General features: G+C 52.7%; 15 protein-coding genes. 14 read left to right on the top strand and 1 reads right to left on the bottom strand.

Annotation, left to right across the window (positions count from 1 at the left end):
• Nucleotides 1-2: 2 nt before the first annotated feature.
• From hisH to ACI48J_RS25060, 13 genes are all read left to right on the top strand, one after another.
• A complete protein-coding gene (hisH, locus tag ACI48J_RS25120; RefSeq protein ID WP_405080776.1) occupies nucleotides 3-620 on the top strand; it encodes an imidazole glycerol phosphate synthase subunit HisH in 618 nt (205 codons plus the stop codon).
• Nucleotides 621-662: 42 nt separating this feature from the next.
• Nucleotides 663-1,388: a 1-(5-phosphoribosyl)-5-[(5-phosphoribosylamino)methylideneamino]imidazole-4-carboxamide isomerase gene (gene hisA, locus ACI48J_RS25115; RefSeq protein ID WP_009676848.1), complete on the top strand. Its 726-nt coding sequence runs from the start codon at nucleotides 663-665 to the stop codon at nucleotides 1,386-1,388.
• A 98-nt stretch (nucleotides 1,389-1,486) separates the two neighbouring features.
• Nucleotides 1,487-2,245, top strand: a complete 759-nt coding sequence (gene hisF, locus ACI48J_RS25110; protein WP_042232324.1) for an imidazole glycerol phosphate synthase subunit HisF — start codon at nucleotides 1,487-1,489, stop codon at nucleotides 2,243-2,245.
• Entirely contained in the window at nucleotides 2,242-2,919 is a 678-nt protein-coding gene (gene hisIE / locus ACI48J_RS25105; protein WP_405080775.1) for a bifunctional phosphoribosyl-AMP cyclohydrolase/phosphoribosyl-ATP diphosphatase HisIE, read from the top strand. Before hisF ends, hisIE begins: the two co-directional genes overlap by 4 nt.
• A gap of 319 nt (nucleotides 2,920-3,238) precedes the next feature.
• A complete protein-coding gene (locus ACI48J_RS25100; protein ID WP_009676852.1) occupies nucleotides 3,239-4,189 on the top strand; it encodes a ribose-phosphate pyrophosphokinase in 951 nt (316 codons plus the stop codon).
• 72 nt (nucleotides 4,190-4,261) lie between these two features.
• Nucleotides 4,262-6,013 (top strand): tetratricopeptide repeat protein, encoded by a 1,752-nt coding sequence (locus ACI48J_RS25095; protein ID WP_405080773.1) that lies wholly within the window; start codon nucleotides 4,262-4,264, stop codon nucleotides 6,011-6,013.
• Nucleotides 6,014-6,145: 132 nt separating this feature from the next.
• On the top strand, nucleotides 6,146-7,093 hold the full coding sequence (gene trxB, locus ACI48J_RS25090; protein WP_326050959.1) for a thioredoxin-disulfide reductase: 948 nt from the start codon (nucleotides 6,146-6,148) through the stop codon (nucleotides 7,091-7,093).
• A gap of 172 nt (nucleotides 7,094-7,265) precedes the next feature.
• Nucleotides 7,266-8,213, top strand: coding sequence for an ROK family glucokinase (locus ACI48J_RS25085; RefSeq protein ID WP_218230951.1), 948 nt, complete (start codon nucleotides 7,266-7,268; stop codon nucleotides 8,211-8,213).
• A gap of 67 nt (nucleotides 8,214-8,280) precedes the next feature.
• On the top strand, nucleotides 8,281-9,168 hold the full coding sequence (gene rapZ / locus ACI48J_RS25080; protein WP_405080772.1) for an RNase adapter RapZ: 888 nt from the start codon (nucleotides 8,281-8,283) through the stop codon (nucleotides 9,166-9,168).
• Between the two features lie 12 nt (nucleotides 9,169-9,180).
• Complete coding sequence (locus tag ACI48J_RS25075; RefSeq protein WP_326050964.1) at nucleotides 9,181-10,167, top strand: YvcK family protein; 987 nt, start codon at nucleotides 9,181-9,183, stop codon at nucleotides 10,165-10,167.
• A gap of 6 nt (nucleotides 10,168-10,173) precedes the next feature.
• Nucleotides 10,174-11,115 (top strand): DNA-binding protein WhiA, encoded by a 942-nt coding sequence (gene whiA, locus ACI48J_RS25070; protein WP_405080771.1) that lies wholly within the window; start codon nucleotides 10,174-10,176, stop codon nucleotides 11,113-11,115.
• 269 nt (nucleotides 11,116-11,384) lie between these two features.
• The gene (locus tag ACI48J_RS25065) at nucleotides 11,385-11,654 is read left to right on the top strand and encodes an HPr family phosphocarrier protein (RefSeq protein WP_016423762.1); all 270 of its coding nucleotides are present in this window, start codon (nucleotides 11,385-11,387) and stop codon (nucleotides 11,652-11,654) included.
• 150 nt (nucleotides 11,655-11,804) lie between these two features.
• The gene (locus tag ACI48J_RS25060) at nucleotides 11,805-13,562 is read left to right on the top strand and encodes a copper amine oxidase N-terminal domain-containing protein (RefSeq protein ID WP_326050969.1); all 1,758 of its coding nucleotides are present in this window, start codon (nucleotides 11,805-11,807) and stop codon (nucleotides 13,560-13,562) included.
• A gap of 84 nt (nucleotides 13,563-13,646) precedes the next feature.
• On the opposite strand, the gene clpP is transcribed toward ACI48J_RS25060, so the two are convergent.
• On the bottom strand, nucleotides 13,647-14,249 hold the full coding sequence (gene clpP / locus ACI48J_RS25055) for an ATP-dependent Clp endopeptidase proteolytic subunit ClpP (RefSeq protein ID WP_009676841.1): 603 nt from the start codon (nucleotides 14,247-14,249) through the stop codon (nucleotides 13,647-13,649).
• 353 nt (nucleotides 14,250-14,602) lie between these two features.
• Here clpP and ACI48J_RS25050 point away from each other — a divergent pair, with 353 nt between their 5' ends.
• Nucleotides 14,603-15,253 carry a DedA family protein gene (locus ACI48J_RS25050; RefSeq protein WP_405080770.1) on the top strand — a complete coding sequence of 217 codons (651 nt, stop codon included), beginning with the start codon at nucleotides 14,603-14,605 and terminating at the stop codon, nucleotides 15,251-15,253.
• The last annotated feature ends 68 nt before the right edge of the window (nucleotides 15,254-15,321 follow it).

Raw genomic sequence — 15,321 nt, 5'->3', positions numbered from 1 at the left:
GCATGATTGCCATCATCGATTACGGCATGGGCAACCTGCATAGTGTAAGCAAGGCCGTGGAACGTCTGGGATGCGAGTCCACGGTTACATCCGATCCGGATATTCTCGCGGATTCGGAAGGTCTCATTCTGCCCGGAGTAGGAGCGTTCGGCGACGCGATGGAGCAGCTCCGCTCGCTCGGTCTCGATCGGCTTTTGCGGGAACAGACCGCTCAGGGCAAACCGCTGCTCGGTATTTGCCTCGGCATGCAGCTGCTTTTCACCTCCAGCGAAGAATACGGAGAGCATGAAGGCCTCAATCTGCTTCCCGGTCAAGTCGTGCGATTCCGAGGGGACTACAAGGTGCCTCATATGGGCTGGAACCGGCTGGAGTTCAAGCAGGCCAGCCCTCTTCTGGAAGGGCTTGAAGAGGGCCACGTTTATTTTGTTCATTCTTATCACGTGAAACCGGAGCGTCAAGGGGACCTTCTGGCCGTCACGGATTATCATCAGCCGGTTACGGCTGTAGTAGGAAGAGATTCCGTCTTCGGCATGCAGTTTCATCCGGAAAAAAGCGGTGAGCTGGGTATGCGGCTGCTTCAAAATTTCGTAGGGCTTTGTCAAAGCAAGGCGGGGTCCTAAGATTAACCGGCCCTGCGGCCTATCAGGTGGAGGTAACGAAAAATGTCCTTTATTATTTATCCGGCAATCGATATCCGGGACGGCAAATGCGTTCGTCTCGTTCAAGGCGATTATAATCAGGAAACAGTTTATAACGAGAATCCTCTTGAGGTTGCCCAAGCTTGGGAAGCTCAAGGCGGACAGTGGATTCATCTGGTCGATCTGGACGGCGCGAAAGCCGGCCGGCCGGTTAACGACAAGCTGATAGGCGAAATCGCACGCACGGTGAAAGTTCCGGTCCAGGTGGGGGGCGGTCTCCGTACGGAAGAGGATGTGGATCGTCTGCTGTCGCTGGGCGTATCCCGTGTCATTCTCGGTACCGCCGCCATCGAGGACAGGGCTTTTGTCCAGTCTCTGCTGGCCAAACACGGCGAGAACGTCGCCATCGGCCTGGACGCGCGGGACGGTTTCGTCGCGACCCGGGGCTGGCTCGAAACTTCCTCGGTAAAAGCGGAGGATTTGGCTGTTCAGCTTGCCGAGCATGGGGCCAAGACGTTTATTTTCACCGATATTTCACGGGACGGCATGATGGGCGGGCCGAATGTGGAGGCTATCGTACGCCTGGCTAAGGTTTCGGGCCGGACGGTTATCGCTTCCGGCGGCGTGAGCCGGCCGGAAGACCTGGAGCGGCTTGCCGCCGAGGCTGCCAATGGCGTGGGCGGCGCGATTGTCGGCAAGGCGCTCTACACAGGCAGCATCCGCCTGGAGGAAGCACTGAAGCTGGTTTAGGCCGGATGCGCTGACACTAGAATAACGCATTCAAGCATACGTTCACGCATCAAGATGCTCCGATATAAAGTGGTACAGAGTTGAAGGGGGAAGTCAGAATGCTGGCTAAACGGATTATTCCCTGTCTGGACGTAAAGGACGGCCGGGTCGTCAAGGGTGTAAATTTCGTAAATTTGAGAGACGCGGGCGATCCGGTCGAGCTTGCTTCCATTTATGACCGCGAAGGCGCCGACGAGCTCGTTTTCCTGGACATATCGGCTTCGGTTGAAGGACGGGCGACGATGGTGGAGGTCGTGAAGAAAACGGCAGGCGAAATCACGATTCCGTTCACGGTCGGCGGGGGAATTTCGACTACCGATGACATGAAGCGTCTGCTCCGTGCCGGAGCGGATAAAATCGGCATCAACACGGCGGCGGTCAAGAATCCGCAGCTTGTATCGGACGGAGCCCGCAAATTCGGGTCCCAGTGCATCGTCGTCGCCATTGACGCCAAGTTCAACCCGGCCTGGGGCGAGTGGGAAGTCTACACGCACGGCGGCCGGACGGCATCCGGCATCCGGGCTGTCGAGTGGGCGAAGCGGATGGAGACGGCGGGCGCCGGCGAACTGCTTCTTACCAGCATGGATGCGGACGGGACGAAGGACGGGTTCGATCTGGCTTTGACCAAGGCGGTATCCGGATTTGTCGGAATCCCCGTCATCGCGTCCGGCGGTGCAGGAAATGAAGAACACTTCTACGAGGTGTTCACCGAAGGCCGTGCCGATGCGGGTCTGGCCGCGACGATTTTTCATTATAAAGAACTGACGGTGCAGGGCGTTAAAGAGAGCTTGAAGAAAAAAGGAGTGGAGATTCGATGACAGGCATACAACTGGACAGCATCCGCTACGATTCGCAGGGTCTCGTTCCCGCTATTGTACAGGATGCCATCAGCAAAGACGTTCTGATGCTGGCTTACATGAATAAAGAATCGCTTGAAAAAACGGTAGCCACCGGCACGACCTGGTTCTGGAGCCGCTCGCGGCAGGAGCTCTGGAACAAGGGGGCGACTTCGGGGCACACGCAGCGTGTGGTATCTCTCCGTTATGACTGCGATGCGGACACGCTTCTGGTGCTGGCGGAGCAGACCGGACCCGCTTGCCACACCGGATCCTACACCTGCTTCGGCAGTGAAATTCCGGTGGCCGGCGCAGACTCCGCTGAAACCGGTGAATCTGAGGCCGTGACAGCTTCCGCCGACCGGTTCGGCATCTTGTCGAGGCTGGAGTCCGTCATCGCTTCCCGCGAAGCGGAAAGACCCGAAGGCGCCTACACGACTTACTTGTTCGAGAAGGGAATCGACAAAATTCTCAAAAAAGTAGGCGAGGAAACGGCAGAGGTCATCATCGCGGCCAAAAACCGGGATCACGACGAGCTCCGGTACGAAACGAGCGATCTGATTTTTCACTTGATGGTTCTTCTTCGCGAGTCCAAGCTTCCGCTGGACGATGTAATGGCGGAGCTGGAGCGGCGCCACATGAGCAAATCCAAATAAAGGGATCGGCATCCGACTCTAGAGGCAAATATGCCATCTAGAGGAACGGGTGCCGATTTTTGTTTCCGAAGTTCATAAACTAGCCACAATTACCTCGATTTGGCGTCCCTCTGTGCTTTTTCATTTCGACAAGTTTCATGTATAATGGTGGGGTAGGAGAATGTCCCTGGTCCTAGATACTAGACAGAGGGGGCATCTTTTTTCTCGCTTACATGCTAAAAAGCGCTTTCGTATGAAAACGTATGCGAAGCGTTCTATACAGAAGTTTGACCCGTCTGCAGTCCCAATAATCAAAAACATTTCGGAGGTAACCATAACCATGGATCTCAACAACATTAAAATTTTCTCCGGCTCTTCCAACCCGAAGCTGGCACAGAGCATTTGCGACGACCTGGGCGTTCCGCTCGGTAAAATCAAGCTGTCTCGCTTCAAGAGCGGGGAAATTTATTGTTTGTATGAAGAAGGTGTCCGTAACTGCGATGTATTTTTAGTACAAACGTTCTCCCATCCGATCAATGAACACCTTATGGAACTATTGGTTATGATGGATGCGGCCAAGCGTGCATCCGCCCGCACGATCAACTTGATCCTGCCTTACTATGGTTACTCCCGTCAAGAGAGAAAAGCCGCGCCGCGCGAACCGATTTCCGCGAAACTTGTCGCCGATCTGGTCAGTGCCGCAGGAGCGAACCGTGTTATTACCATCGACCTTCACGCACCGGCGATTCAAGGATTCTTCGACATTCCGGTCGATCACCTGACCGCTCTTGATCTTATCAGCGATTACATCACGAAGAAAAACATCGTCGATCCGGTCATCGTATCTCCGGATGCCGGCCGCGCTACGACGGCTGAGCGTCTTGCCAACATTCTCGATGCTCCGTTCGCGATGATGTTCAAGAAACGTCCCGCTCACAACGAAGCGGTCGTGACTCACGTGATCGGGGACGTTAAAGGCCGTACGCCGATCATCATCGAGGATCTGATCGACACTGGCACAACGATCGTGAACGTTGTGGAAGGTTTGAAGGAACGCGGAGCCAACGACATCTACGTTTGCGCCACTCATGCGGTATTCTCGGGTCCTGCGCTCCAGCGTCTGGATCACCCGAACATTCGTGAAGTCGTGATCACCGATTCCCTGGCGATTCCGGACGATCACGCGGAACGTTTCAAGGTGCTCTCCGTTGCTCCGCTGCTCTCGCATGCGGTACGTATCGTCAGCGACGGCGGCTCTCTCTCTTCGCTATTTAAATACGGCGGCGTTTAAATCGTGTTTTTGAAACCTCGGGGACTGTGCTATACTTGATCATAGATCTCAAAGTACCGGAGGTGCCTAGTCATGGAAAAGAAAAAGCGTGTCTCCGTAAAGCCGGAACCGAAAATTATTCCCATCAGCATGGATGCCACGTTCTTTTTTGAAAGAGCGGTTCAGTCGCTCGATCGTTTCCATTACGATAAGGCGTTGAAATATTTCCGGCGAGCGGTAGAATACGAATACGATAATCCCGTGAACCACTGCAACCTTGCAGGGGTTCTCTCCGAATTGGGCAAGTACGAGGAATCCAACGACATCTTAAAAGATGTTCTCGACCGGATCGATCCCTCGATGACCGAATGCTACTTCTATATGGCGAACAATTACGCCAACATGGACCAGTACGAACAGGCGGAGGGCGCTCTTGTCCGTTATCTGGAGAACGATACAAACGGACATTACCTGGAAGAAGCCGAGGAGATGCTTGATTTTCTCAGCTACGAGCTGGAGCGTCCCGCCAAACTCAAGACCATCAAATCCCGCGAGGGCTTATACGAGCACGACCAGGCGCGTCTGCTTTTGGAAGAAGGCAAGTTCGCGGAAGCGGTGCGTGTTCTGGAAGAACTCGTCGAAGAGCATGGCGATTTTCTGGCGGCCCGCAATAACCTGGCGCTGGCTTATTATTACACCGGTCATTTTCAGAAATCGCTGGATGCTATTGTCGAGGTGCTGAACATAGATCCCGGGAACCTTCACGCACTGTGCAATATGGCGATCTTCTACCAGCATCTCGGACGCAAGGAAGAACTTGCCGAACTGATGGGAACTTTACGCAAAACGTATCCTTTCCAGCAGGAGCATGTCTTCAAGCTTGCGACCACCATGGGGATTCTTGGCGATCACGAGAAAGCCTACCAGCTTTTCAGGAGGATTTCCCGCTCCAACGACAGCGGTCTTGATCCGTGCGTTTACCATTATGCGGCCGTGGCCGCTTGCAATATCGGCAGATTTCAGGAAGCCCGGGTTCTCTGGAATCAGGTGGATAAGCTGGAGAACGGGTCGGAAATCGCCCGCTTTTATTTGGAGCAGCTGAACCGCCGTTCCGATGACCGCCCGCTTTCCTTGAGCTACCATTATAACCTTCCGTTCGAGGAACAGTTCCGCCAATTGGAGCAGTCTCCCGAATCGATCCCGGACCAGATTGCGAAGGACCCGCTTGTCCGCAGCTCCTTCTTCTGGGCGCTGCGCCACGGAGATGTTGAGACGAAGCTGCAGGTGCTTCAGACGTTCGTTTATATCGGCGACAATGAAGTGAAAGAAGCCCTCATCGAGTTTATCGGCGACCCTAAAGAGGACGACTACCTCAAAAAGGTAGCTATCTTCGTTTTGCGGACCATCGGAGTCGAAGAGCCTTTGAAAGCTCACTTGGACGGTGCCGTAAAAACCGTGGAAAACTCCGTGCATACGACCGACCTGCCGAAATGGGAGCCCAAATGGCAGACCGTCATGGAAACCGCTCACCGGCATATGCACCAGCGGTACGACATGATCCAGCAGCATGACCTTCAAACTCTATGGGTAGAATATTTGAGCAGGGTGTATCCGAGCGTGCCGAGGATTACGAAAGTGGAGGGCTGGTCCGCCGCTCTCGAATACTTGGTCGCCAAAATGCACCGCAGGTCGATTTCCTATCACGAGGTAGCCAGCCGCTACCATACGACCGTTTCGACCGTAAGCAAGAATGTGAAGCTGATTGACGAAGCATGCGGGCTTAAGGAGAAGATGGATGCGATTCTTCCGAAGCTCTGGAACGTGGAAAAGAAGGGCCGGGATTAATCACACTTGCAAATTAGAATAATTTTAATTAGAATTATTATAAATAGAGAATGATTGCAGGCAGTGATGACTCAACACTCAGCCCGCGATCATACGAATTCTGATTTGTTCCCAAGGAGGAGAGATCGATCCATGTATAAAACAATTGTGGTAGGAACCGGACCATCCGGATTAACAGCAGCCATCTATCTGGCACGCGCGAATCTCAACCCTTTGGTTATTGAAGGTCCGGAACCGGGCGGACAGTTGACGACAACGACCGAGGTCGAAAACTTCCCTGGCTTCCCGGAAGGAATCATGGGGCCGGAGCTTATGGCTAACATGCGCAAGCAGGCTGAGCGTTTCGGCGCCGAGTTCAAAACCGGCTGGGTGAACAGCGTGGAGCTTACGGAACGTCCGTTCAAGCTCAATGTGGAAGGTCTCGGCGAGATCGAGACGGAATCTCTGATCATCTCCACCGGCGCTTCCGCTAAGCTGCTCGGCATCACGAACGAGCGCGAGAATATCGGACGCGGTGTGAGCACTTGCGCCACTTGCGACGGATTCTTCTTCCGCGGCAAGAAGATCATCGTCGTCGGCGGCGGCGACTCTGCGATGGAAGAAGCGAACTTCCTGACACGTTTCGCTTCCGAAGTTCGACTGGTTCACCGCAGAAGCGAACTCCGTGCCTCCAAGATTATGCAGGATCGTGCGCGCGAGAACGAGAAAATCACGTGGAGCCTGAACTCCACTCCGCTTGAAGTCGTTGCGGGAGACAAAGGCGTAACCGGCCTTAAAGTTCTTAACAACGAGACCGGAGCGGAAGAGGTTCTTGAAACCGACGGTATTTTCGTGGCGATCGGCCATACTCCGAACACGAAGTTCCTCGGCGGACAAATCACGACCGACGAAACGGGGTATATCCTCGTTAAACCGGGAACGACGGAAACCAACATCCCTGGCGTGTTCGCTTGCGGAGACGTTCAGGATTTGAAATACCGTCAAGCCATTACGGCGGCGGGCAGCGGCTGTATGGCGGCTCTGGACTGCGAAAAGTTCCTCGAGGGCCACATGGTTCACGATTGGAGCAAGTCCCTGTAAAACGGATTATTAGACTCATACGCAAAGACGTGGAACGGCCTACACCCTTCCACGTTTTTTCAATTTGCCGTCCTTGACCTTCCTATGGGGTTCGCTTATAGTGGGTACAGGAGCAACACCCATCGCGAAAGATTTGGAAATAACTTAACTCTTCACTGAGGTGACATTTAGCATGACACAACGGATTTATGTCGGAGTGGACTTAGGGGGCACCAGCATCAAGGTAGGCCTCTGCGACGAAGAAGGAAAATTGATTCAGACTTACGAAGGTCCTACCGGAGCCGAGCACGGTCCCGATTTTGTGCTTGACCGTATTGTTGAGTACGTCCACAGGATCGTAGACGAATCGCCATACGAATGGGAACAAGTAGCGGGGATCGGAGCCGGAATCGCTGGCTTTATGGACATTCCGACAGGCTTTGTGGAATTGTCGCCTAATCTGGGCTGGCGCAATGTCGCAGTCAAGAAGACGCTTGAGGAGAAGCTTGGCAAAACCGTAAAAATCGACAATGACGCCAATGTCGCGGCGCTTGGTGAGGCGTGGGGCGGAGCCGGACGGGGAATCCCGAACCTGGTCTGCTATACGCTTGGAACCGGCGTGGGCGGAGGCATTATTATAAACGGAAAAATTTATCAAGGTTTCAACGGGATGGCAGGCGAGCTCGGACATATGTCCGTTGTTCCGGATATTGAAGCGATCGCCTGCAACTGCGGACAATCCGGATGCCTGGAAACGGTCTCTTCCGCCACGGGTATCGTCAGAATGGCCAACGATGCCAAAGAACGCGGCGACCGCACGAGTCTTGCGCTGATCGAGAAGATTACGGCGAAGGACGTATTCGATGCGGCGAAGTCGGGAGACGAGGTCGCTGTGCGCATCGTTAACCGTGCCGCCTATTATATCGGCAAGTCGATGGCGGCCGTAGCGGTAACCGTTAATCCGCAGCGGTTCATTATCGGCGGAGGCGTATCGAAAGCGGGAGAAATCCTGTTCAACCCGATCCGCGAGACATTCCGCAAGCTGACTCCGGAACGCGCTTATACAGGCGTTGAAATCGTGCCGGCCACCCTGGGCAACGATGCGGGCATCGTAGGAGCGGCGGGTTTAAACCTGCATTAGCAACCAAAGCTTACAATGCGGCTTCCACCCGGAAGGGTACCCTATAACGGATGAGGAAGGTGAACTCATGGAAGAAAGCAAAGCGGCGGCCAGGCTTGTCATTATTACCGGCATGTCCGGTGCAGGGAAAACAATTGCCGTACAAAGTCTCGAGGATCTCGGATTTTTCTGTGTGGACAACTTGCCGCCTGTTCTGATTCCGAAATTTGCGGAATTAATCGAGCAATCCCATGGCAAAATCGGCAAGGTGGCGTTGGTGATCGACCTCCGCGGCCGGGAATTTTTCACGGCGCTGCAGGAATCGCTGCGTTCCATTAAGGAAGACTACACATTGACGTACGAGATATTGTTTCTCGACGCAACGGATTCCACGCTGGTTCAGCGTTACAAAGAAAGCAGGCGCCGCCATCCGCTTGCTCCCAACGATGCGCCGCTAGAGGGCATTTTGCTGGAACGCAAGCTGCTGGAAGAATTAAAGGGCCACGCTTCGCAGGTGATCGACACTAGCGCGTTGAAACCGGCACAGCTCAAACAAAAAATCGCCTCCCGCTTCACCAATATGGGTAGCGGCGGCATATCTATAAATGTCATCTCTTTCGGCTTTAAATACGGCATCCCGATTGATGCCGATCTGATTTTTGACGTACGCTTCCTGCCGAATCCGCATTATGTGGAGACGCTTCGCCCGAATACGGGGCAGGATGCGGATGTATACGACTACGTGATGAAGTGGAACGAGACGCAGGAGTTTCTGACGAAACTGCTCGATATGCTTCACTTTCTTGTTCCTCAGTACAAAAAAGAAGGCAAAAGCCAGGTTGTCGTAGGCATCGGTTGTACGGGCGGCAAGCATCGGTCCGTGGCTATTGCCGAGTATTTGGGCAAGGTTATGGGAAACAGCGAGACGGAGATCGTCAGAGTCAATCATCGAGATGCGGAACGCGACCGACCATAAGAGGGTGAAACCATGTCTAAAGTTTACCGCCCTGCCGATATCCCCCGGATAGTCGTCATAGGGGGCGGAACAGGATTGTCCGTCATGCTCCGGGGGCTGAAACAGAAGCCGCTGGATATCACGGCTATCGTGACGGTAGCCGACGACGGAGGCAGCTCCGGCATTCTGCGCTCCGAGCTGCAAATTCCTCCGCCGGGCGATATCCGCAACGTGCTTACGGCGCTCGCGGATGTGGAGCCGCTGCTTTCCGAGATGCTGCAGTACCGCTTTCCGGCCGGAACCGGGCTCGCGGGGCACAGTCTCGGGAACCTGATTCTCGCGGCGATGAAGGACATCACCGGTGACTTCGTCACCGGAATTCGCGAGATGAGCCGCGTGTTCGCGGTTCGCGGCCGGGTGCTGCCCGCCTCGAGGCAGGAGCTCTATTTGCGGGCGTTGATGGAGGACGGCACGATTGTGGAAGGGGAGTCGAAGATTCCACTGGCCGGAGGGCGCATCAAGCGGGTTATGCTGGAGCCGGCGGATATCGAACCGCTGGAGGAAGCGATCGAAGCCATCCGTGATGCGGATGCCATCCTGTGCGGTCCCGGCAGCTTGTATACGAGTATTCTTCCTAACCTGCTCGTGCCCGGAATAGCGGAGGAGATTCTTAAATCCGAAGCGGTCAAAATGTTCATTTGCAACGTGATGACCCAACCGGGCGAGACGGACGATTACTCCGTCGGGGATCATCTGACGGCCATTCATAACCATATAGGCCATCATTTGTTTGATTATGTCATTGTTAACAACGGGGAGATTCCTCCCCAGGTACAGAATAAATATGCCGAGAAGGGCGCCAAAGCCGTCCATCTGGATTTGGACGAGGTGACGAAGCGGGGGTACCGCGTCATCGCCGACAAGCTGGTGCTTTTTCGGACCTATCTGCGCCACGATGCGGATAAATTAAGCGAGCATATCTATCAGATCGTGGAGAGCTGGATGCTCAGGAAGAGGTGAGTCCCCATGTCTTTTGCGGCGCAAACGAAGAAGGAATTGACCCTAATCGAAGCGGAGGATTGCTGCGAGAAAGCCGAATTGTCGGCTCTTATCCGCATGAACGGTTCCGTCCAGCTGACGAATCAGCGCGTCGTTCTTGATATTTCAACGGAAAACGCCGCTATTGCCAGGAGGATTTACTCTTTGCTTAAAAAGCGGTATAAGCTTCACACCGAGCTGCTCGTCCGTAAGAAAATGCGTCTTAAGAAGAACAATGTCTATATCGTCCGCGTGCCGAACCAGGTGCAGGAACTGCTTTCCGACCTTTATATCGTGTCGGAAGGCTTCCAGTTTACTCCGGGCATAGACAAAAGCATTGTAAAAACAAACTGCTGCCGGCGGGCCTACCTTCGGGGGGCTTTTCTTGCGGGAGGTTCCGTCAACAATCCGGAGGGTTCTTCGTATCATCTCGAAATTGCTTCCATGTATGAAGAACACTGCCAGTCGCTGTGCCAGCTTGCTAACCGTTTCGATTTGAACGCCAGATGCATCGAGCGCAAGAAGGGATTCGTTTTCTACATCAAGGAAGGCGAACGGATTATTGAGTTTCTCAGCATTATTGGCGCACACCAGGCCCTGTTGCGTTTCGAAGATGTCCGGATCATGAAGGATATGCGAAATTCGGTGAACCGAATCGTAAACTGCGAAACGGCGAATCTTAATAAAACCATCGGCGCGGCTGTCCGGCAGATCGATAACATTCGTCTCATCGAACGGGAAGTCGGCCTGGAGAGCCTGCCGGAAAAACTCCGCGAAGTCGCGGAAATCCGTGTGAAGCATCCCGACTTGAATCTTAAAGAGGTCGGGGACATGCTGAAGGGCAGCGTCAGCAAGTCGGGCGTCAATCATCGTCTTCGTAAAATAGACGAACTGGCTGACAAAATTCGCAACGGCGCAGCCATCCGTTAGACCTATACGGGAACTTTTTCCTAGAGTATTTCGCCGTAAAATGGTATAATATGAAGCAGATTACGCATTTTACGGCACTCGCGGTTCTTGAACGGACAAGCGCAGCCCGGTGCCAGGTCCCCGTTCGATGAACATCCAACATGAATTGGATAGAAATCATCATGCCTGATGCTTAACCGACATAAGTTACACGTAAGGGGAACCTCCGAGCGATATTGCCGGGGATGCATGATAGACTGCAAATTAAGAACGTAGGGGGAATCCAATCCATGTCGAGACGCCCAGTAGTGGTGAAATTGAAAACCGGCCTTCACGCCAGACCCGCTGCTTTATTTGTCCAGGAAGCGAATAAATTTTCGTCTGAAATTTTTGTGGAGAAGGACGAGAAGAAAGTAAACGCCAAGAGCATTATGGGAATTATGAGCCTTGCGATCAGCACGGGAACCGAAATTTACATAAGTGCAGAAGGTTCGGACGCTGAACAGGCTGTAAACGCTTTAGTCACGCTGGTCAGCAAAGAAGAACTTGAAAATCAGTAAGAGCAAAGGCTTCCTGCCAAGGGAGCTTTTTTATTTTTTGTCAAACAGAAACCTTTTCCAGCAAAAAACGTCTAAAGATTGGGCGATTTTTCGGGAGAAGGCTTTTTTGTCATGTCGTTTTTAGAAAAAGGAAGGAAAAGGAGTAGGAGCATGATTCAATGGAAGAAAGAGGTTTCGCTTCTGATGGCGCTGGTGCTGTTCGCAGCTTTCCTGATGCCGATCCAGGCGCGTGCAATCTCGTCCTCATCGTCGTTAATTGTTTTGTACCTGGATAACAAGCAGGCGTTCGTCAATGAAGATCAGGTGGAGCTGGAGTCGCCGGCCACCATCATCAAGGACAAAACGTTCGTTCCGGCTAAATTCATCGGTGACAGTCTGGGATTCCCCGTTACGTGGGACAATGCGGCCAGAACGATCACAATGCAGCCTCCGGGCTATAATATCGTCTTGAGCAGCGATCTGAAAAAAGCCTATATCAATGGCGAGGAAGTGCCGTTCGATTCGGTTGCGGCCATCGTAAAAGGCAAGCTGCTCGTCAAGCTGACCTGGGTAGCCGATTATATGGGCGCCAAGTATACGTACTACCACGAATCGCGCAAAGTGGAAATCGTATACGTTCCGAAGCCGGAGGGCATTTACGACAACGGAGCGAATAATTCGAATCCCGTTGCCAAATTTACGACCCACAAAGAGAAATACCGTCTCGGCGAGACCGTCAAGTACATTGACCTCTGCTATGATCCGGATGCGGAAGGGATCGCCAAGTACGATTGGACGGGCAAACAAGACGCATTCTTCAAGCCGGGCTCCTACCCGGTTAGTCTTAAGGTCTACGACAGGCACGGACACGTGAGCAAGGTGTTCACCAAAAATGTCATTGTCGAAGATATACCGCTTGTGTCGGAAGCCGAATATCCGGTATATCACAACGAGATCGGCAGCTTCTACAAACTGAGCTGGGATACGCTGACTTCCCACTTCTATAACTTGCCGATGCTCCCTAAAGAGGCGACCAACGTACCGGGCCGCAAGCTGCTCGTCAGCGACAGCCCCGAAGAATTTACGGAGCCGGGCATCCTGTATCAGGACATGATCAACGGCAAAGGCCGTCTGTATGCGGACCACATCAACGGAACGAAGAACAAAGTGACGTTCGCCATTATGGCAACGAATACGACGGATAAGCCGGTTACGGTCAAAACGACCAACAAAGGCGAGGTATGGCCTTCCGTATATGCGAACCTGATCGGCAGCGAGGCTTCCGTAGACTTCCTGCTGGGCAATACATATAACGAGAAACTGACCATTCCGCCGCATGATACGCTCGTGTACCGCCAGCTTCCGGATTTCTATCCGGGCCAAGGCGTGAATCTGTTCTATGATCTTGAAACTTCAGGAGAAGTTCAGTTCTCCTTCCTGGCGGCTGACGAGCTGACGAACACGACGCTGTCCGAAAGCAAGCTGCTCGGCTTTACAGGGCACGTAAGGGGCTCATTCGATGTTTCCGAGGTGAACTGGAATATTGATGCTTCTTCCTTCACGAAAGCTTCCAAGCTGGTTATTGGGGACGGAAAAACCGATCCTTTCGTGGACGGTTACGACGTGATGCGTAAGGAAAACGTGAAGAATGGGGGCAACTACGGCGTTGTCTACAAAATTCACGCGGACAAACCGCGCAAAATGGCGATTATGCTGCTTGCCCGCGGCGGTGTTTTCAAAGGGCCGATCAAGATCAACGGAGAAATCCAGTCAATTCCGTATTCCGGTGTGATTACCGCTTTTGACGGCATGCAAATTCTCCACCGCACCACAGGGACGGAGAAGTCGCTCGATATCGAGTTTACGCCTCCGGCCGGTTCGGCTTTCCCGATCGATCTGATTTTCTATCCGCTTGCGGACCTGGACTAATTTGTTCTAATTTCGCCCGCATTAAAAAAAGAAACCCCGGATTACCGACGAGAGTCGATGATCCGGGGTTTTTCTTTGGGCTGATTAAGCTTCTTTGCCGCCTTCGGTCGTCTTCTCGATCACTTTATCGATAAGACCGTAGGCGCTGGCTTCAGCCGCGCTCATGAAGTAGTCGCGGTCGGTATCTTTGTCGATACGCTCCAGCGGCTGGCCTGTACGCTCCGCGAGAATTTTGTTCAGGTTCTCGCGCATTTTGAGAATGCGTCTCGCGCGAATCTCGATGTCCGTCGCCTGACCTTCCGCGCCGCCGAGCGGCTGGTGAATCATGACTTCGGAGTTTGGCAAGGCGTAACGCTTGCCTTTGGCGCCCGCCGCAAGCAGGAAAGCGCCCATGGAAGCCGCCATCCCTACGCAGATCGTGGAAACGTCGGATTTGATAAACTGCATGGTGTCGTAAATCGCCATTCCAGCTGTGATGGAACCGCCGGGGCTGTTAATGTACAAATGAATATCCTTGTCGGGGTCCTGCGCATCTAGGAACAGCAGTTGGGCGATAATCGCGTTGGCGACCTGATCATTCACCGGGGTACCCAGAAAAATAATACGGTCTTTAAGAAGACGGGAGTAAATATCGTAAGCGCGTTCTCCTCTTGCATCAGGCTCGACAACCATTGGAATAAAACTCATTAATGTTACCTCCTTCGATAATACGCCGCTATAACTGCGTTAATTTTCAGTATCTACAAATATGATAACGAAAAAACGTCAAAAGGTCAAGAAAGGTCAAACTTATTTGGAAAAACCTCTCTCGTTCTTTCCCCTCAAGCGGATTTGGTGAAACATTTTATGCTCCCGCAAGGTTCACGTATAATAAGCTGCTCGAAAAATCCGTAGGATTAACCCATAAATTTACAGGGGTCTGGTTCCAGCCACGACCAAAGTCCAGTTTCCAAACTAAACCGGGGGCCATTATGAAACTCCTCCTTAAAAGGTATACTGGCTAACAAAGACAGGAAATTAAGTGGAATAAGGAGCGGACTATGGAGTGGATTAGTGATCTTTTCGCACAATACGGGTATCTGGTGCTCTTCCTGGGCCTCTTCGCAGAATCGGTGGCCCTGCCTTTTCCCGGGGAACTGGCTATGATGATTTCGGGACATATGGTGCACGTGAACACGTTTAATATGGCTGGCGTTATGGGTGTTTCATTTGCGGGAGCTTTTGCGGGAACCATCTTTACTTATGTGCTTGGACGGAAGTTGGGGACGCCTTTTTTTGAGAAGTACGGCAGGTATGTGCTTCTCAATCCGGATAGGCTTCTTAAAATTAAGAAATGGTTTGACAAATACGGGGACAAAATTATTCTGGTCAGTTACTTTGTGCCGGGACTGAGGCATTTTACGGGGTATGTGTCGGGAATTTTGAAAATCCGCCTGAAAACTTTTCTGATTTTTAACGGACTGAGCGGCGTTCTGTGGGTATTCACGTACGTGATGGTAGGTTTTTTGTTCGGCACGAAAATCCAGCAGCTGCTGCATGTGATTTCCCAATACTCAACGATTGCGATTATTGCTGCCGCTATCGCTTTGACGGGGTTCCTGGTTGTAAAAAGAAACAAAGAAGCGGTTTTGGGCTGGCTTCGCGCCCGGTATGCCGGTATTCAGAAGATGTTTATGGGCTCGGCGGAATAAGCGGCTCAACCTTGAGGGGAAAAGAAAAAAGCTCCGGTCCGAAGACGGGAGCTTTCTCTTGTGCAACC

This window comes from Paenibacillus chitinolyticus (assembly GCF_045038035.1).
In the GTDB taxonomy this organism is placed as follows: domain Bacteria; phylum Bacillota; class Bacilli; order Paenibacillales; family NBRC-103111; genus Paenibacillus_F; species Paenibacillus_F chitinolyticus_A.
Note: the sequence above shows the minus strand (reverse complement) of the source record. Positions and strands in the feature narration are given on the sequence as shown.